The 18,580-nt window shown below is 33.2% G+C and carries 18 protein-coding genes; 3 read left to right on the top strand and 15 right to left on the bottom strand.

What is annotated here, in order from left to right; translation table 11 throughout:
* Positions 1-92 precede the first annotated feature (92 nt).
* The 3 genes from AC3WQX_RS03295 to rsgA are packed head-to-tail and all read right to left on the bottom strand — an operon-like array spanning position 93 to position 2,254.
* The gene (locus AC3WQX_RS03295) at positions 93-728 is read right to left on the bottom strand and encodes a thiamine diphosphokinase (RefSeq protein WP_023350415.1); all 636 of its coding nucleotides are present in this window, start codon (positions 726-728) and stop codon (positions 93-95) included.
* A 6-nt stretch (positions 729-734) separates the two neighbouring features.
* Complete coding sequence (gene rpe, locus AC3WQX_RS03290) at positions 735-1,379, bottom strand: ribulose-phosphate 3-epimerase (protein ID WP_023350416.1); 645 nt, start codon at positions 1,377-1,379, stop codon at positions 735-737.
* Complete coding sequence (rsgA, locus tag AC3WQX_RS03285) at positions 1,379-2,254, bottom strand: ribosome small subunit-dependent GTPase A (protein WP_002435131.1); 876 nt, start codon at positions 2,252-2,254, stop codon at positions 1,379-1,381. Before rsgA ends, rpe begins: the two co-directional genes overlap by 1 nt.
* 176 nt (positions 2,255-2,430) lie before the next feature.
* Here rsgA and AC3WQX_RS03280 point away from each other — a divergent pair, with 176 nt between their 5' ends.
* Entirely contained in the window at positions 2,431-3,618 is a 1,188-nt protein-coding gene (locus tag AC3WQX_RS03280; protein ID WP_023350417.1) for a CynX/NimT family MFS transporter, read from the top strand.
* A 63-nt stretch (positions 3,619-3,681) separates the two neighbouring features.
* Here the strand turns inward: AC3WQX_RS03280 and pknB are convergent, their stop codons facing one another.
* From pknB to AC3WQX_RS03250, 6 genes are read right to left on the bottom strand one after another with little or no spacing between them, the layout of a single operon-like run.
* Positions 3,682-5,685, bottom strand: coding sequence for a Stk1 family PASTA domain-containing Ser/Thr kinase (gene pknB / locus AC3WQX_RS03275; protein ID WP_023350418.1), 2,004 nt, complete (start codon positions 5,683-5,685; stop codon positions 3,682-3,684).
* Positions 5,682-6,425, bottom strand: coding sequence for a Stp1/IreP family PP2C-type Ser/Thr phosphatase (locus AC3WQX_RS03270; RefSeq protein ID WP_002435155.1), 744 nt, complete (start codon positions 6,423-6,425; stop codon positions 5,682-5,684). The genes pknB and AC3WQX_RS03270 overlap by 4 nt, the downstream gene beginning before the upstream one ends.
* A gap of 6 nt (positions 6,426-6,431) precedes the next feature.
* A complete protein-coding gene (rlmN, locus tag AC3WQX_RS03265; protein ID WP_023350419.1) occupies positions 6,432-7,526 on the bottom strand; it encodes a dual-specificity RNA methyltransferase RlmN in 1,095 nt (364 codons plus the stop codon).
* Between the two features lie 2 nt (positions 7,527-7,528).
* Positions 7,529-8,836, bottom strand: a complete 1,308-nt coding sequence (rsmB, locus tag AC3WQX_RS03260; RefSeq protein WP_023350420.1) for a 16S rRNA (cytosine(967)-C(5))-methyltransferase RsmB — start codon at positions 8,834-8,836, stop codon at positions 7,529-7,531.
* Positions 8,833-9,765, bottom strand: a complete 933-nt coding sequence (fmt, locus tag AC3WQX_RS03255) for a methionyl-tRNA formyltransferase (protein WP_023350421.1) — start codon at positions 9,763-9,765, stop codon at positions 8,833-8,835. Before fmt ends, rsmB begins: the two co-directional genes overlap by 4 nt.
* Positions 9,758-10,246 carry a peptide deformylase gene (locus AC3WQX_RS03250; protein WP_002435193.1) on the bottom strand — a complete coding sequence of 163 codons (489 nt, stop codon included), beginning with the start codon at positions 10,244-10,246 and terminating at the stop codon, positions 9,758-9,760. Before AC3WQX_RS03250 ends, fmt begins: the two co-directional genes overlap by 8 nt.
* Before the next feature lie 221 nt (positions 10,247-10,467).
* Here AC3WQX_RS03250 and AC3WQX_RS03245 point away from each other — a divergent pair, with 221 nt between their 5' ends.
* On the top strand, positions 10,468-10,671 hold the full coding sequence (locus AC3WQX_RS03245; protein WP_002435184.1) for a TM2 domain-containing protein: 204 nt from the start codon (positions 10,468-10,470) through the stop codon (positions 10,669-10,671).
* 110 nt (positions 10,672-10,781) lie between these two features.
* Here the strand turns inward: AC3WQX_RS03245 and priA are convergent, their stop codons facing one another.
* The 4 genes from priA to gmk form a co-directional block, all read right to left on the bottom strand.
* Positions 10,782-13,190: a primosomal protein N' gene (gene priA / locus AC3WQX_RS03240; protein WP_002435235.1), complete on the bottom strand. Its 2,409-nt coding sequence runs from the start codon at positions 13,188-13,190 to the stop codon at positions 10,782-10,784.
* Positions 13,190-14,389: a bifunctional phosphopantothenoylcysteine decarboxylase/phosphopantothenate--cysteine ligase CoaBC gene (coaBC, locus tag AC3WQX_RS03235; RefSeq protein ID WP_002435223.1), complete on the bottom strand. Its 1,200-nt coding sequence runs from the start codon at positions 14,387-14,389 to the stop codon at positions 13,190-13,192. Before coaBC ends, priA begins: the two co-directional genes overlap by 1 nt.
* A gap of 223 nt (positions 14,390-14,612) precedes the next feature.
* Entirely contained in the window at positions 14,613-14,825 is a 213-nt protein-coding gene (gene rpoZ, locus AC3WQX_RS03230) for a DNA-directed RNA polymerase subunit omega (RefSeq protein ID WP_002435135.1), read from the bottom strand.
* The gene (gene gmk, locus AC3WQX_RS03225; RefSeq protein ID WP_002435146.1) at positions 14,825-15,448 is read right to left on the bottom strand and encodes a guanylate kinase; all 624 of its coding nucleotides are present in this window, start codon (positions 15,446-15,448) and stop codon (positions 14,825-14,827) included. The genes rpoZ and gmk overlap by 1 nt, the downstream gene beginning before the upstream one ends.
* Before the next feature lie 360 nt (positions 15,449-15,808).
* Between gmk and AC3WQX_RS03220 the strand changes: the two genes are divergently transcribed.
* Complete coding sequence (locus AC3WQX_RS03220) at positions 15,809-17,506, top strand: Rqc2 family fibronectin-binding protein (protein ID WP_002435182.1); 1,698 nt, start codon at positions 15,809-15,811, stop codon at positions 17,504-17,506.
* A gap of 62 nt (positions 17,507-17,568) precedes the next feature.
* Here the strand turns inward: AC3WQX_RS03220 and AC3WQX_RS03215 are convergent, their stop codons facing one another.
* Positions 17,569-17,970 carry a VOC family protein gene (locus AC3WQX_RS03215; RefSeq protein WP_002435165.1) on the bottom strand — a complete coding sequence of 134 codons (402 nt, stop codon included), beginning with the start codon at positions 17,968-17,970 and terminating at the stop codon, positions 17,569-17,571.
* Positions 17,971-18,343: 373 nt separating this feature from the next.
* A complete protein-coding gene (locus AC3WQX_RS03210; protein ID WP_023350423.1) occupies positions 18,344-18,562 on the bottom strand; it encodes a hypothetical protein in 219 nt (72 codons plus the stop codon).
* Positions 18,563-18,580: the final 18 nt, after the last annotated feature.

Below are 18,580 nucleotides of genomic sequence, written 5' to 3'. Positions count from 1 at the left end.
TAATGCACAAAAAATGTCCTTATGTGGAGGAGCACATTTTTAGACCTTAAAGGCAATTTGCCTCTAAGGTCTTTTTTATTATTATAAAAATTTTAATCAGTACTTCTCATTTGTAAGACAGTGCCCTTTTCCACATTGACTTTTGCAACCTTTGTTGTAATTTCATTAGAAATAGTTAATGTTGACCCCAATTCTAAATGTTCATTGCTCAAATTATATTTAAACCCTTCTAAAGACAAACTTACTTCATCATTTAATGGAATAAATGAAATGTATGGATAGGTGCTATCTTGTTTAACTTGATGTTCACCTTCGTTAAGTAATGTAATTTCATTTTGAACATCTATAACTCGAAGATGAATATGACGCTCTAAATATTCAGGCTTTTGTAAAATTTGAAGTACACCCATAAAATGGTCTAATCTCCCGCCAGTTGCTCCGTAAATAGTTATTGTAGAATATCCTTGTTGAACGGCTTTTTGCACGCCTAGTGCGAGATCAGTATCATCTTTTTCAGCTTTTACTGGATGAATATTTAATTGATCTTTTAATATATGACGTTCCTCTTCATTAACCGAGTCGAAATCTCCTACTGAAAATACAGGCTCTATACCATTTTCAACTAGTATCAATGCACCTCTATCAATACCGGCCCATTGTGATTGTTGTTCTAACTTAAATAATTGAGTGGGCAATAATCGATCCGAACATAACAAATTAATTTTCATAATAAATTAGCCTTTCAATGCATTAGTGACCTTTGCATAATCATTTTGTTTAAAAAAGTATGAACCTGTAACAAGCATTGTTGCTCCCTGCTCTACACAATATTTACTTGTTGAATCATTAATGCCTCCATCAACTTCAATATCAAATGTAAGATTATTCTCATGTTTTATTTGGTTAAGTTGTTCGATTTTATTAATACATTGTTCAATAAATGATTGCCCACCAAATCCAGGATTAACTGTCATAACCAAAACATAATCTACAATACTTAACACAGGTAAAATGGACTCTACAGGTGTGCCTGGATTGATTACAACTCCAGCTTTCTTGTTAAGTAATTTAATTTCTTCAATTGCACGATGTATGTGAGGTGTAGCTTCAACATGCACTGAAATCATATCTGCGCCATGATCTGCAAATAATTGAATATAGTTTTCAGGCTGTTCGATCATCAAATGTACGTCAATTGGTAGGTTAGAATAACTGCGTACTGCATCTAAAAGTGGTATACCTATCGAAATATTAGGTACAAATTTCCCATCCATCACATCGAAATGTAAGCCATCAACATTCGCTTTTTCTAAACGATCTAATTCCTCTTTTAAATTTAAAAAATCAACGGATAAAAGTGAAGGTAAAACCTTAACCATTAATATCGTACCTTTCTATTAGAGATTTCATTAAATAACTGTAAATAATGCTCATATCTAAATTGAGCAATTTTCCCCTCATCAACTAAATGTTTAACATTACATTTAGGTTCTTTGATATGATTACAATTTCTAAATTTACAATTTTGTCCCGCGTCTTTAATATCAACGAAGTAATTTTTAAGTTCATCCTTTTCAATATGATCAAAATCAAGCGCACTAAATCCTGGCGTATCAGCAATAAATCCATGATTTCTCTCATATAATTCAACATGTCTCGTCGTATGCTTACCTCTATTCAATGATTTAGAGATATCATTTGTTTCAAGGTTTAACTCTGGGCGATAATGGTTAAGAAAAGTAGTTTTACCTACACCTGATTGTCCACTTAAAACAATTAAACCATGATTCCACTCATCTACAATAGAGACCCTATCATCATTTTTACTAATAAACTGTGTAGGATATCCTATATCTTGATATAGGTCTAGCATAGCTTGAATATATTCTTGATTATCCTGTGTCGTTAAATCTTTCTTAGTAATTAATATACGAGGTTCTAAATCATAAGAATGTGCTACGACTAAGAAACGATCAAGTAATTGAGTTGAAAATTGAGGCTCAACAGCACTCATTACAATAACAAGCTCATCAATGTTACTGACAGGTGGTCGTTTGAGTTCATTGTCTCTGTCATGAACATGATGAATATAGCCTTCTTGTTCATTTTGAACTTCAAAATCGACGATATCTCCTACTACTGGAGAAAATTTTTTCTTTCTAAACAATCCTCGTGGCTTAGTGTCAAATCGAACACCATCAACATCTACTTGGTAGACACCACTAATTAATTTGACGATACGTCCAGTCTTCAAATCGACACCTCTCTAGATTTTTTTCTATTCATAGTATATCAAAATCGTTATAAATATAATACGTATAACTTCGTTTCTCAATAGTATATACTTTGATTAAAAATCGATAAAACTATCTTGTCACTTTTCTAAGCAAGTGATACGATTTTTACATCTGTGAAAAAGGAGGGATAGTCATGCCTAAGCAAAATTTAGACAGGCACATTAATTTTTTATTATTAATTGGTATCATGTTGGTAGCAGCAAACTTACGAGCACCCATTACCTCTGTTGGCGTGGCGTTACCTTCAATTAAAGATACATTACATACAACTAATAGTGCGCTTAGTTTAATGACTGTAGTACCTTTAATAGCATTTGGAGTTGTATCATTTTTTGCTTCAAAAATAGGCAATACATTTGGATTAGAACGAACAATATTTGGAGCTTTAATCTTTATATTTATAGGTATTTTATTACGGTCAATAATTGGATTGAGTTGGCTTTATATTGGCACAACACTCATTGGCATAGGTATTGCCTTTGGCAATGTATTAGCACCAGCCATAGTCAAAACACGATTTCCCTTTCATATTGGTATCATGACAGGGCTATATACCGTAGTAATGAATGTAGTTGGAAGTTTAAGTTCTTCAGCCATAAGTCCGTTAACCTCACGTTATAACTATGCAATTGCATTAGGACTAATGTCTATTATTACATTATTCACAATTATAATTTGGACTTTTCAACTGAAGCAACAACCGCCTAAAGCTACCAACTCTGTTCATAGTCAAATCAACATTTGGAAGTCTTTATTGGCTTGGAGGGTAACCATTTTTATGGGAGCACAATCTCTGATCTTTTATACAATTATTAATTGGTTACCAGAATTACTCACGGATCATGGCATATCTATACAAACTTCAGGTATTTACGTATCAATATTACAAATCGCTATTATACCTTTAACTTTCATCACACCTATTGTTGCTACAAAAATGAAATCACAAGTACCCTTAACATTATTAACGAGCGTTCTATTCATGATAGGTGTACTTTGTTTAATATTCGTTGATTACAAATATGTATGGTTAGGCATCATACTCATAGGTGTAGCAAGTGGTCTAGCATTTGGATTAGCTAACACATTATTTGTTGTACGTACCGAAAGTGGACAAACAGCAGCGAAATTGTCTGGGATGGCACAGTCTATTGGTTACTTATTAGCTGCTATTGGCCCATTCTTATTTGGAATTTTCCACGATATCACGCATAACTGGACACTTTCACTAAGTGTGTTATTAGTTACTTCACTACTCATTCTTCTATTCGGAACGAAAGCAGGTAGTCAAACAACTATTGAACAAACGAAAGCGAAATAAATACAGAATAATACAAATGAGCCCCTTTCAAAAGTTGAAAGGGGCTCATTTCATATTTTATTATTAGTCATCGTAGCCAACATCTTTATCGGCAACAATTTTATTATCAACACGTACAGTGTATCCCGCAGTTTTACCTTTTTCTATTTTTAAAGGTATGCTTATTGTTTTATCCTTAGTAATTTTAAAAGTTTGAGATGCGGAATTTCCAGAGTTATCTTTGTCTCTTATAAAGACTTCTACTGTTTGGCTTTTACCTTTACTACCTGAGTAGGGCACTTTAACTGTTTCAGACGTTGATTTCACATCGCTATCATCACTGTCATCATCGTCCTCATTTGACTTGCCTTTTGAAACTGTTAAATTAATTATAGAACCTTCATCTACAGATTTATTTTTAGGTGATTGAGATATAATATTTCCTTTTTTAACTTTATCATCATTTTCTTGAGTAGCTTGTACTTTAAATCCTTTAGATTCCAACTCTTTTTTGGCTGATGAATAAGATTTATTTTCAAAATCACTCACATAAACTTGACGCACACCTAGTGACTCATAGATTTTAATATGATGATCATTTAGAGCAACTTCACTATTTGCTTCAACACTTTGTTCTGAAATTAAACCTTTGTCTACTGAGTGACTATAAGCTTGTTCAACATCAATATCTTTTAAACCTAAATTTTTCAGCTTTTTAACTGCTTCATCTTTAGGCAGTCCTACAAGATTTGGCATTTTTACTTTTTGAGGACCTTTAGAAAGAATAATATCAATCGCTTCTCCTTCTTCTACCCGTTCACCGCTATTGGGTTCAGATTTGATGATTTGGTTTTCAGGATATTTATCACTATATTTCCTAGATATGTCACCCATGGTCAAATGATGATCCTTTAATATTTGCTCTGCTTCTTTTTCAGTTTTTCCTGATAAATCTGGCATTTCCTCATACTTACTACCAAAAACACCCATACCTATAAAACCAACTAATCCCGCTAACAATAACGCAAATATTAAAGATAGGACAGTGATTTTCATCTTAGAGTGTTTCTTCTTAGGTGGTGGTGAATAGCGACCTTCTAACGATTGAAATTCTTGCTGACGTACAGGTTCGTTAACAATAGGGATTTGCATTGTTTTATTTAAATCATCATCGTTATGAGTATCATTTATCTTTTTATTGAGTTCATCTTTAGTGAGCGGAACTGTTTTAGTTTTATCTAGTTCATATTTTTCCTCGTTCGCACGGTTCTCATGTAAAGCACTCGTTAAGTCATCACACATTTCTTGAACGGTATGATAACGATTATGTTTATCTTTTTCAGTAGCGCGTAGCACAACATTACTTAACGCTTGTGGTACTTCTTCGCGTTTATCAGTAGTAATATTTGGTATTGAATCTTGAATATGCTTAATGGCAATACTAACAGCAGTTTCTCCATTAAACGGAGGTTCACCTACTAACATTTCATATAGCACTATACCAATAGAGTAAATATCTGTACCTTCATCAGTTGATTCACCTTTTGCCTGTTCTGGTGAAAGATATTGTACTGTTCCGAGCACGTGATTCGTCTGTGTTAAGGATGTTTCACTTAGCGCTTTAGCTATACCAAAATCAAAGATTTTCAATGTTTTGTTTTTATCTATTAATACATTTTGTGGTTTAATGTCACGATGCACAATTCTCATATCATGTGCGTGTTTGATACCACTTAAAATTTGCTCGGTAAATTTTATTGCTGTTTCTACACTTAGAGGACCATGACTATGTATATATTCAGCTAATGTAGGGCCTTCAATATATTCCATTACTAGGTAGAAACATTCGTCTTCTTCATCTACATCAATCATACTCACTATATTTTCATGTGATAGCTGAGAAGAATTATGTACCTCTCGTTCAAAGCGTTTTAAGGTTTCTTCCTTTTCACGAGGTGGAATAGAAATAGCTTTTATTGCGACTTTACGATTAAGTATTGTATCTTCTGCTAAATATACAATACTCATTCCTCCGCCACCAAGTTTATCAATTACTTTGTAGCGTTCATTAACCATCTTTCCTATCATACTTTGTCACCTTCTATCGATGACAGTATGAAACTTACATTATCTTTGGAGTCATGGGACATCGCTAAACGCATTAGACGTTCACAATGTGATTCAATTGTGTCATCTTGATTAAGCTCCTCCTGGATTTCGTAATCTCTAACATAATCTGTTAATCCATCTGTATTTAATAACAAGAAGTCATAAAAGTTAGTTCTTTTAACAAATAAATCAGGTGACACGCGTTTGTCAGTCCCCATAACTTTAGTGATGATATTTCTTTGTGGATGATTAAAAGCTTCTTCTTTAGAAATTTGACCAGTGACAACGAGATGATTAACAAAGGAATGATCACTTGTAATTTGCTCTATTTGTCTTTGATTAATAACATAAGCGCGAGAATCTCCAACATTTGCTACCACAACTTGCTTGTCATAAACAATAGCGCACACGAGTGTTGTACCCATACCATGATAATCTGGATTTTCTTGAGCATAGTTATACAAATGAAAGTTGATATCTTTAATGTTTGAACGCAACCATGATTCAGCCTGATGGATTTCAATGAGGTTTTCATCTTCAAAACGTTTTTGAAGTTCATACGTAACGAATTGACTCGCTACTTCACCGGCTTTATGACCACCCATGCCATCGCATAAAACTAACAATTGTTGCTGAGTTTGGTTATAAAAAATACCGCCAGCGTCTTCATTCTTTTCTCTGTGTTGACCAGTATCCGTGAAAAATTGTGCGTTTAACATATGTCTTTACCTCGTTTCTACTTGTCGTTCCTTTGCTCTTAATTGACCACACGCTGCATCAATGTCTGATCCTTGTTCACGTCTTATTGTAGCATTGATTCCTAATCTCTTTAATTCTTTTTCAAATTTAAAAATATCATCCTTTGGAGTTTTCACATAATTACGTTCAGGTACATGGTTGACTGGAATTAGATTAACATGACAATTTAAATTTTTAATTAGATGTGCTAAATCTCTTGCATGTTCTAGTTGGTCATTAACTCCACCGAATAAACCATATTCAAATGTAACACGTCGCTTAGTTTGTTCCTGATAATATTTAATTGCTTCCATTAATTTCTCAACATTATAAGCTCGGTTAATCGGCATTAAACGAGAACGAATTTCGTCTTTAGCACCATGTAGACTAACTGCAAAATTGATTTGGATGTCTTCTTCAGCGAAATCATAAATTCTAGGAATAATACCAGAAGTGGACACTGTAATATGACGTGCCCCAATATTTAAGCTGTTATCATCGTTAACGATTCTTAAGAAATCCATCATCTCATCATAATTTTCAAAAGGTTCACCAATACCCATGATTACGATTTGAGAGACGCGTTCATCTGTTTCATCTAAAGCTTTTTGAACTGTCAGTACTTGAGATACTATTTCGCCCGCTTCTAAGTTTCGCTTTAAGCCACCTAAAGTTGAAGCGCAGAATGTACAACCGATACGACAACCCACTTGTGTTGTGACACAAACTGAATTACCGTATTCATGTCTCATCAATACAGTTTCAATTGTATAACCATCTTGTAATTCAAATAAAAATTTAATCGTTCCGTCTTTACTTTCTTGTTTAACTACTGTTGTCAACGTAGTCATCGCAAAATTATCTTTTAAAACTTGACGTAAATCTTTAGAGAGATTCGTCATTTCATCAATACTATCCACTCTTTTTTGATATAACCATTCAAAAATTTGTTTAGCTCTAAATTTTTGTTGCCCATGATCAATCAACCACTGCTGCATTTCATCGTAACGCAAAGAATAAATCGATTGTTTATCAAAATTAGGTAAGAACTTATTCTTTTTCTTTTTTTCTGCAGTAATCATTCTTAACTTTCCTTTCTTTTAATTTGAGTTATAAAGAATCCATCAGAGTCAAAATCTTGTGGTAATATCTGTAATGTCTTAACTTGCTTTCCAGTAACAGGGTGTTGGAAAGGCTCAAATTCAAACTCTTCGTTTTGTTTTAAAAATGTATAAATTACATTCTCATTTTCCATCTGTTCTATTGTACATGTTGAATACGTAATTGTACCACCAGGTTTAATATTATGTTTAATATTCTCTAATATTTGTAGTTGTAAATCAACAAGTGATTGAATACTATCTTGAGACTGAGTATATTTTATTTCAGGCTTATGTCTTAACACACCTAAACCACTACAAGGTGCATCGACTAAAATTTTATCGTACAGCCCATCATAAGGTGCAGTTGCATCATGTTGGAACGCATGAATATTATCTAGCTTTAATTTTTTAATATTATGCTTAATAAGATCAATTTTATGGGAATGTATATCTGTAGCATCAATTTGCCCTTCTGGAGATAATATTTCCGCCATATGACAAGCCTTTCCTCCAGGAGCACTACAAACATCTAATACTTTATCATCTCTACCTAACTTCATGATATGAGCTACCATCATCGAACTCTTATCTTGAATGGAGACATAACCATCTTTAAACGCTCTTGAATTTACAATAGTTTGCCCGCTTACATGCAAACAAAAAGGTAAAATACCATCTTTTTCAACATTGAATCCTTCATTTTCCAATTTATTAATGATGTCATCTACAGAACCACGTGAAATATTCGCTCTAACTGTTGTCTTGACAGGAGCTAATAATGACTGAGCAATTTCTTCCGTCGTCACAAGACCATAATGCGTTACCCAGTGATTAACTAACCATTTAGGTAAACTATACTCTAAAGCAATTCGTTTCTTATCATCTTTTATTTCTTGAAAATGAGGCAATTCACTTCTCATCATTGAACGTAAAATACCGTTGACGATATTACCATTATGATGGCCACCTCTTTGCTTAGCAATATCAACTGCTTCATTAATAATCGCATGATCGGGAACTTTGTCGAGATAAACATATTGATAAATACTCATCCATAAAAGCTGGCGTACCCACCCTTTTATTTTAGTTTTAACAAAAGGTTTTAGAATATAATCCAATGTATATTTTCGTTTAATTGTTCCGTAAACAAGCTCAGTAAATAAATTCCGATCAACATCAGCGATGATATTGGAAGATAAAACTTCATTAATTTTTAAATTACTATATGCGCCTTCATTTAATATATGTTGGATAGTTTCGAATGCATGGGCTCTTACAGAATTCATCATATCAATTGCTTCCCTACTAGTGACTCTTGAACGCCACTAAGATAATTAGCTACTAACATACGTTTTTTTCCAGCGAGTTGCATATCCGTTAATGCAATAGCATCATTAGAACCTGTTCCAATAATGATAGCTTTTTTAGTCGTTTCAATGATTTTACCAGGATTACCATTCTTACCTGAGATAATGTGAGATGAATATAATTTAAGATTTTTGTCATCCATAGTGGTATATGCTACTGGCCATGGAGATAAGCCACGTATGTGATTATGAATATCTTGAGCGCTTTGATTCCAATTAATTCGTTCATCTTCTCTACTAATGTTAGAAGCAAATGTCGCTTCTGAGTCATCTTGAGGGATGCTGTCATTCGTTTCATTAACAATAGAAGGAAGTGTATCTTTGAGTAAATCCGCACCAAGGAAACTTAATTTATCATGCATTGTACCTACATTATCATCTTCCTCAATATTAATTGCTTTCTGAGAAATGATATTACCAGCGTCTAATTTTTTCACCATATACATTATCGTTATACCTGTCTTTTCTTCACCATCTATAATTGCTTGGTGAATGGGTGCTCCACCACGATATTTAGGTAGTAATGAAGCATGTACATTAATCGCTCCTAAACGTGGTGCGTTAAGTAGAGACTCAGGTAGTAACTGGCCAAATGCAGCGGTAACAATTAAATCAGCATCTAACGTTAATAATTCTTCAAGTTCTTCTGAACCTTTAAGTTTTTCAGGCTGATAAACATCAATGTTATGTTCAAGCGCTACTTTTTTAACTGGTGGTGGTGTCATGACTTTTTTACGACCAACTGGACGATCGGGTTGTGTCACTACTGCAATCACGTCATGTTCTGCAATTAACATTTCTAGTACTTTAGTTGAAAAGTCAGGTGTTCCCATAAATATAATTTTACTCATTTTCAAAATATGCCTCCACTTCATCTTCATTTAAAATACGATTCGCTTTATCTGTAAAAAGGATACCATTTAAATGATCTACCATATGTAATATCATTCGAGCTACATCATCATAAGCAGTCAATTCAACTTGATTTCCATTTACATCATTGCATTGTAAAACAATCATTTTACTTCTAGTTACTTCACCAAAAACATTAGGTAAAGAAACTGAACCTTCAAGGTCTGTAATTTCCTCATCAGAATAACTTTTGATGACTGGGTTGATTAATTGAAGAAGCCCTTCAAGTTCCATATCGATTAATGCAACACGTTGATTCACACCAATTTGTGGTGCACTAATTGCAGCAGCCTCTTCTTCATATAGAGTATCTTCCAAATCCTTTAACAATGATTTTAACTGGTCATCATATTGATTCACGGTCTTGCTTTCTTTTTTTAGTAACGGATGTGTAGACTTAACCAATTTCTTTACTGTCATGCTAACGGCTCCTCATTAAAATTCATCATATCATTATAACTTACTTAAATTGAAATTGCGACCTTTCTTGAAAGTGTGATTAATTATTTAAATTTCTTGCAACTTTAGTCTGAATTTGATTAAAGAGAAAGTAAAATAATTGATTTTATATTGTGACCTAATAAAATACTAAGTAAGGTAAGTTTAATAATAACTTAAATTTCTGACCGGAGGTGACCATCATGGAAGTAAATAAAGTGATATATATTTTATTAGCTGTTTTTCTAGGGAGCTTCGGCATCCACAAATTTTACGCTGGTAAGTCGTTCCAGGGTATTATGCATCTTTTATTCTGTTGGACAGCCATTCCTCATATTTTAGCTATTATCAGTGCCATTTTAACTCTATTCAGACCAGCTGATGAAAATGGTAATGTTACAATGTAAATTTAGAAGTTTATAGCTGTTTCTAATATATATTTTAAAAAGGCAATTTCTGTAAAGTTAATACAGAAATTGCCTTTTTATATTTATCATGTTAATACACTTTTTTAATATCACATCATCATTTGTGGGTTAATATCAATTTTAAGTGCTAATTTTTCTTTTACATACTGGTCATGATAGTAATCGTCTAAATATTGAAGTGCCTGATGTAATTGTGGTTCACTTTTATACTTTACTAATATTTGAAAACGGTATTCATTATTTATTCTAGATAATGCTGCAGGAGATGGCCCTAATACTAAAGCTTTCTCACTTAAATGTTGCAATAATATTTGGTGAATGTGTTTTGACGCTTCCATCACTTTTTTCATATCTCTATGAGAAATTGTAAAATTGATCAAGAAATAATAAGGTGGGTATTTCCCTAGTTTACGAAAGTTCATTTCTTTTTGATAAAACGTGAGGTAATCGTTAAGTTTCACATCTTCAATAGCATAATGTTCCGGATTATATGTTTGTATGATGACCTGACCCTCTTTTTCATGGCGCCCAGCACGACCGGAAACTTGAGTCAATAATTGATACGTTCGTTCACTTGCCCGGAAATCAGGCAAATTAAGCATGGTGTCTGCATTCAACACTCCGACTAATGTGATATTAGGGTAATCTAAACCTTTTGCAATCATTTGTGTACCTAAGAGGATATCCCCTTTACCCGCTTCAAAGTCATTTAATAATCTTTCATGTGCACCTTTCTTAGAAGTGGTATCTACATCCATTCGTATAATTCTTGATTCTGGAAATTCTTGATATAATAATTCCTCTACACGTTGTGTTCCTGTACCTACTTGTCTAATATGATCACTTTCACAATTTGGGCATAAATTAGGTGGTGTTTCTTGATAACCACAATAATGACATTTTAGTTGATCACTCGTTTTGTGATATGTCAATGAAATATCACAGTTAGGGCATTGCGGAACGTACCCACAATCTCTACATAACATAAATGAAGCATATCCTCTTCTATTTAAGAAAAGTACGATTTGTTCTTTTTTATTTAAGCGTTGTTGTATAGCTTCTTTAAGCGCATTGGAGAACATAGAACGATTCCCTTCGCTTAATTCTTCACGCATGTCTACAATATCAATATGAGGTAGTGCTTGTTGATTCACTCTATTTGGTAATGATAATAATTCGTAAACATCTTTCTCCGCTCTTGCATATGTTTCTAAACTTGGTGTCGCACTTCCGAGTATGACAGGGCAATGATGATATTGACTACGCCACTGTGCAATATCTCTCGCATGATATCTTGGATAATCTTCTTGTTTATATGTAGATTCATGTTCTTCATCAATAATAATAATTCCTAAATTTTTAAAAGGTGCAAACACACTCGAACGTGCACCAACACTTACACGTGCACGCCCGTCACGGATTTTTTGCCATTCATCATAACGTTCACCATTAGATAATCCTGAGTGAAGTACAGCAACATCATCTCCAAAACGACGTTTAAATCGTAAAACCATTTGAGGCGTAAGTGCAATTTCTGGTACAAGCATCATCGCCTCTTTACCTTTGTTTAAAACTGCTTCTATGGTTTGTAGGTAAACTTCAGTTTTACCTGAACCTGTTACACCATGTAGTAAAAATGTTCTAGATTCATCATGATCAATTTTATTTTTAACAGCTTCATAAGCTAGTTGTTGATCAGTGGTAAGTTGACGTTTATCTTCTTGTTCAAATATACGATTCGCAAATGGATCACGGTTAACCTCAGCATCATATTTTTCAACGTAGCCCTTTTTAATTAGAGAATCTAAGCTAGACTTAGAGAACCCAATATCTTCTATCTCTTTTAAAAATATGGTACGATGCGATTCTTCTAATAAGAAAGCGTATAAATCATATTGTTTCGCATACTTTTCAAGTCGAGCTAGAACATCGTCCCCATTGAATTCTTCTTTTATAGCAATTGCTCTTTGTGTTTTCTTCTTAATATTTTGAGACAATAAAGTGACTTCTTGTACCAATCCCTCTTTCATTAGAGAAAGCATGTCGTCTAAATCATTATTATGTTGCGCGTCTTTGTATAAATAATGACCATCTTTATTAAATTTCTTCAAAATTGTTTTAGATAAATCATTTCCCTTAATTATTTCAAAAGCTTTATTGTATTTCGCTTTTATTGCACTTGGCAACATTGCTTCAAGTACAGATATACGTTTGGTGACATGATAATGACTCATCCATTCGCTTAATTGAACAAGCTCTGGAGTTAGCTCTGGTTGAATATCTTGAACTTCTTTAATAGCTTTAAGCTTGGAGATGTTAACATCTTCATCTGGCTTATCTTGAATATCCATCACGTAACCTTGAATAGTACGAGGCCCAAATGGAACAATTACACGCACACCAACCTGAACTACACTTTCTAAATGAGTTGGCACAATATAATCAAATTTAAAATCAACACTCTTGGATGGTATATCAACAATTACTTTTGCAATCATCATTGCCACCTAGTTTCTAATTCATCTAAAATTTGTTTAGCTAATTCTACTTTTTTACCCTTCTTTATACTAACCACATCTTTATTCTTAAAATGCATCATCAATTCATTATCATCAGAACTAAATCCTATAGATTGGTCACCTACATTATTCGAGATAATGACATCAGCATTCTTACGCGCTAATTTATCTTGCGCATATGCTTCAATATTTTGAGTTTCTGCAGCGAAGCCTACTAAGTATTGATGTTTTTTGTTATCACCTAAATACTTTAAGATATCAGTAGTACGCTTGAAGGTAACAGATAAATCCCCTTCACGTTTCTTCATCTTATGTTCAAGCACTTCTGAGGGTGTATAGTCTGAAACAGCCGCCGCTTTAAAAACAATATCTTGTGCATCATATCTTTCTTTTACGGCATTAAACATATCCTCTGCACTTTGAACATGTATCACGTTTATACCCGTAGGATCAGTTAACTGCGTTGGACCAGTTATGAGTGTTACTTCAGCTCCTCTATCTCTAAGAGCCTCAGCTATTGCAAAACCCATTTTACCTGAAGAACGATTTGTGACATATCTCACCGGATCAATCACTTCAACCGTAGGGCCTGCAGTTACTAAAGCTCTCTTTCCTGAAAATGAACTATCAGACGAAACTTTATCATTGTTGAAAAGTTGGTTAACCACGGACACAATTTGCAATGGTTCTTCCATTCGGCCTTTTGCTACATAACCACAAGCTAAATAGCCATCTCCTGGTTCAATGAATTGATAGCCATCTCCTCTGAGAACTTCAATATTATGTTGAGTACGAGGATTCTCATACATATGCACATTCATTGCTGGTGCAACAAACTTTGGTGTTTCAGTAGCAAGTAATGTTGATGTAATGATGTCGTCAGCGATGCCAACACTTAACTTCGCAATTGTATTAGCTGTAGCTGGCGCTATAATAATTGCATCTGCCCAGTCACCTAATGACACGTGTTGAATTTCTTCTGGTGTTTCTTCTTTAAAAGTATTGGTATAAACTGGATTTCTGCTAATTGCTTGAAATGAAAGTGGTGTGACAAACTCTTGTGCATGGTTAGAAAGCATTACTCTCACTTCATAACCCGCTTGTGTTAGCTTACTCGTTAAATCTATCGCTTTATATGCTGCAATGCCACCAGTTACAGCTAATAAAATGTGTTTCATTATATAATCTCCTTGATACTTTACTTAAAATATTCATTTAAAAGGTTAAAATGTTTAAGTTCTATGCTTAATTAGAGCATGATACCTGTTCTTCAAATTTAATTTTATTATACACAAATAAGTTTAATAATTAAAAAAACACACCTTAATTCATTACGGATCACACATCTCAAATATGTGTCCTTAATAAGGTGTGTCAAAATTATAGATTAAAGTAAAAATATTAACCTAAGTATTCTTCAGGAATGACTGGTTCAATTTTACCATCAGCAATTTCTTCTAAAGCTCTACCAACTGGTTTAGCTGAATGATAATTTTCAATAAGTGCTGTTTCATGTTTTTCGTCTAACTCGCGCGCTCTTTTAGCGGCAGTAGTTGCGATAAGATATTTAGAATTAATTTTTGCAGTAAGTTGGTTTAACGGTGGATTTAACATTATTTTTTTGCCTCCAATAACATTTTTCTATATTTAGCTTCGATGCGCTCTCTTTTTAAATGTTCAGCTTCTACTATAGACTGAATTCGATTTTTAGCAAGTTCAACTTCATCATTTACGACTACATAGTCATATAGATTCATCATTTCAACTTCTTTACGTGCTTCGTTAACACGACTTTGAATTTTCTCATCTGATTCAGTGCCTCTGCCAACTAAGCGCTCTCTTAAGTCGTCAAGACTTGGTGGCGCAAGGAAGATAAACAATGCATCAGGAAATTTTTTTCTTACTTGTTTTGCACCTTCAACTTCTATTTCCAAGAAAACATCATAACCTTGATCCATAGTATCTTTAACATATTGAACTGGCGTACCATAATAATTACCTACATATTCCGCATATTCAATAAATTGATCGTCCTTAATTAACTCTTCAAACTGCTCTTTCGTTTTGAAAAAGTAATCTACACCATCTACTTCACCTTCGCGCATGTTACGAGTAGTCATTGATATAGAGTACTTATATGAAGTAGTGGGATCATCAAAAATCTGTTTTCTAACAGTTCCTTTGCCAACACCAGAAGGACCTGAAAGAACAATTAGCAATCCTTTTTCATTATCCATGCCTTACGACCTCTCTAAGCTATTCTTCTATTATTTAAATATAATATCATACCAAACTAAAGAATGTATAGGAGTACTTTTATCATATTGATAAATAGTACTCCTTAATGCATTAACTTCAGTTAATGTATTCCTTAATCTAGTTAAAAACTATTTAGTGACTCTTAATGCATTAACTTTAGTTAATGTAATCCATTAATTCTCATATTGATAAATAGTACGCCTTAATGCCTTCATATCAATTAAATTATTTTACTTCTATTATTCACCATTTTATATTTTATAAAACTAAAACAATGACCGTATAAACAACGCATGTTAAAATATGATGAATGAAAATTTTTAAGGTGGCAGATAAATATGGCATATGATGGCTTATTCACTAAAAAGATGGTTGAATCACTTCAAAGTTTAGTTTCAGGCCGTATTCATAAAATCAATCAACCGGAAAACGATACTATTATTATGGTAGTACGACAAAACCGCAAAAATCATCAATTACTATTATCAATTCACCCTAGCTTTTCAAGGTTACAAATTACTGATAAAAAATATGATAACCCATTTAATCCACCTATGTTCGCACGTGTCTTTCGTAAGCATTTAGAAGGTGGCTTTATAGAAAATATACGCCAAATTGGCAATGACCGTCGCGTTGAAATTGATATAAAAAGTAAAGATGAAATCGGCGACACAATGCATCGTACAATTATATTAGAAATTATGGGTAAACACAGTAACCTTATTCTTGTAGATGAAAATCGTAAAATTATTGAAGGATTTAAGCATTTAACACCAAATACTAACCAATATCGTACGGTAATGCCTGGGTTTGAATATGAAGCTCCTCCAAGCCAAAATAAGTTAAATCCTTACGAAATTTCTGGACAAGAGGCTCTAAAATATATTGATTTTAATTCAGGTAAAATTTCTAAACAATTATTAAATTCATTTGAAGGGTTTAGCCCACTTATTACAAATGAAATAGTTAGTCGCCGACAATTTATGACGCAAGATACGCTACCTGAAGCATACGATGAAGTTATGGCTGAAACTCAATTATCTCCGACCCCTGTTTTTCATAAAAATCATGAGACAGGCAAGGAAGATTTTTATTTTATGAAATTAAATCAGTTTTATGATGATGTAGTAGAATATGATTCACTTAACGATTTACTCGATCGTTATTATGATGCTCGAGGAGAGCGAGAACGTGTTAAACAACGTGCAAATGATTTAGTAAGATTTGTACAACAACAGTTGCAAAAACAACAAAATAAATTAAGTAAGTTAATTGATGAATATGAGAGTGCTAAGGATAAAGAAACTCAACAACTTTATGGTGAATTAATCACTGCAAACATTTACAGAATTAAACAAGGTGATGAATCGGTAACAGCACTAAATTATTATACTGGCGAAGAGGTAACCATTCCGCTCAATCCAACCAAATCACCTTCAGTAAATGCTCAATACTACTATAAGCAGTATAATCGTCTAAAAACACGAGAACATGAATTAGATCATCAAATTCAATTAACGAAAGAAAACATTGATTACTTTTCAAATATTGAACAACAATTAGAACATATTACTGTTGACGATATAGATGATATTCGTGACGAATTAGCTGATCAAGGTTTCATGAAACAGCGTAAAAATACTAAAAAGAAAAAGAATGCGCAAATTCAACTACAAACATATCGCTCAAGTGACGGAGATACGATCTTAGTCGGTAAAAATAATAAGCAGAATGACTACTTAACAAATAAAAAAGCACAAAAATCTCATATTTGGTTCCATACTAAAGATATACCAGGTTCTCATGTCGTTATCTTAAATGATAGTCCTAGCGATGAAACAATTAAAGAGGCTGCAATGTTAGCTGGTTACTTCTCTAAAGCAGGAAATTCTGGTCAAATTCCAGTGGATTATACAGAAATTAGAAATGTTCACAAACCTTCAGGTGCAAAACCTGGCTTTGTGACATATGATAATCAAAAAACATTATATGCAACACCTGACTATGATAAAATTCAACAAATGAAAGAATCTTAATAAAAAACTCCGTACGATAACCTTGATAAGTTACCGTACGGAGTTTTTAAAATATTTTATTCTTATTCTGGTAAAGCGAGTTGGAAACTCACGCCAAACTTGTCTTGCACCCATGCAAATTCTCTAAAAGGTGGCATTTCAGTTTTAGGCATTAGAATAGCGCCTTCTTTTTTCAAACCACTAAATAAACGTTCCATTTCCATAGCATCCTTAACAGTGACATATAATGACATGGCAGGGTTCATAGGTAATTCTTCACCATTATTAGCATCAATTGCCATAAATACTTGACCATTTAAAGTAAAGATAGAGTGTTGTACTGATCCTGGAGTACCAGGGCCGTCTTCATCATATTTGACCATCGTCAATATTTCACTATCCTCGAATAAACTTGTATATAACTTAATTGCTTCTTCAGCTTGGTCGTTAAACATAAGAAATGTTGTTATTTTAGGTATTTCCACTTTATATCTCCCCTAGTTTTAAAAATTTAATTACTTTACCAATTTAAGTATCTCGTATATTATTTTAACATGATAACTCTTATATTGTAGAATATCGTGATACAGATGAAAAAACTATGTCTTCGTTTATTTGATGATTTATAAGATCGCTTACCCTAATCTTATTCTCACATAACAATATGAATATAATATTTTATATATAGGGAGGTTTACGGAAGATGTTAATTCACTACGGTTTACCCATTTTAATATTATTAATTGTTTTACTAATCGGTTGGTTGCTCACTAAAGTATTTATACGCTAATGAGAAAGAGCCAAAGTCTTGAAATTCCAAGTACTTTGGCTCTTAAAATTTTCATATTTAATTTTCGTCTATAATTGACCTTTATGACGTAAACTTTCTTTAGCTCTTTTAAATATATCACCAGAATGTGTAAACGCATTATCATTTACTGATTCTGAGAAATCTCGAACACTTTCGTCAATACTTTTTAAGTTTTTTGGGGATCTATAATCATCTTGTCTTTTTAGAAAATCATTACAATGCTTCATCGTAATATAAAGATGATTATTTTCATCTCTTTGCGTCATTCACTTTCCCCCTTTATA

The sequence above is a fragment of the Staphylococcus sp. FW104-15G4D genome (assembly GCF_058790135.1).
This window is presented reverse-complemented; position numbering and strand designations above follow the sequence as displayed.

Coding starts and splice junctions, on each gene's coding strand:
- AC3WQX_RS03245 (WP_002435184.1), top strand. CDS start 10,468: ATGGAAGTAAATAAAGTGATATATATTTTATTAGCTGTTTTTCTAGGG.
- AC3WQX_RS03280 (WP_023350417.1), top strand. CDS start 2,431: ATGCCTAAGCAAAATTTAGACAGGCACATTAATTTTTTATTATTAATT.
- AC3WQX_RS03220 (WP_002435182.1), top strand. CDS start 15,809: ATGGCATATGATGGCTTATTCACTAAAAAGATGGTTGAATCACTTCAA.
- rpoZ (WP_002435135.1), bottom strand. CDS start 14,825: ATGTTAAATCCACCGTTAAACCAACTTACTGCAAAAATTAATTCTAAA.
- AC3WQX_RS03250 (WP_002435193.1), bottom strand. CDS start 10,246: ATGACAGTAAAGAAATTGGTTAAGTCTACACATCCGTTACTAAAAAAA.
- gmk (WP_002435146.1), bottom strand. CDS start 15,448: ATGGATAATGAAAAAGGATTGCTAATTGTTCTTTCAGGTCCTTCTGGT.
- AC3WQX_RS03270 (WP_002435155.1), bottom strand. CDS start 6,425: ATGTTAAACGCACAATTTTTCACGGATACTGGTCAACACAGAGAAAAG.
- coaBC (WP_002435223.1), bottom strand. CDS start 14,389: ATGAAACACATTTTATTAGCTGTAACTGGTGGCATTGCAGCATATAAA.
- rlmN (WP_023350419.1), bottom strand. CDS start 7,526: ATGATTACTGCAGAAAAAAAGAAAAAGAATAAGTTCTTACCTAATTTT.
- priA (WP_002435235.1), bottom strand. CDS start 13,190: ATGATTGCAAAAGTAATTGTTGATATACCATCCAAGAGTGTTGATTTT.
- AC3WQX_RS03295 (WP_023350415.1), bottom strand. CDS start 728: ATGAAAATTAATTTGTTATGTTCGGATCGATTATTGCCCACTCAATTA.
- pknB (WP_023350418.1), bottom strand. CDS start 5,685: ATGATAGGAAAGATGGTTAATGAACGCTACAAAGTAATTGATAAACTT.
- AC3WQX_RS03210 (WP_023350423.1), bottom strand. CDS start 18,562: ATGACGCAAAGAGATGAAAATAATCATCTTTATATTACGATGAAGCAT.
- rpe (WP_023350416.1), bottom strand. CDS start 1,379: ATGGTTAAGGTTTTACCTTCACTTTTATCCGTTGATTTTTTAAATTTA.
- rsmB (WP_023350420.1), bottom strand. CDS start 8,836: ATGATGAATTCTGTAAGAGCCCATGCATTCGAAACTATCCAACATATA.
- fmt (WP_023350421.1), bottom strand. CDS start 9,765: ATGAGTAAAATTATATTTATGGGAACACCTGACTTTTCAACTAAAGTA.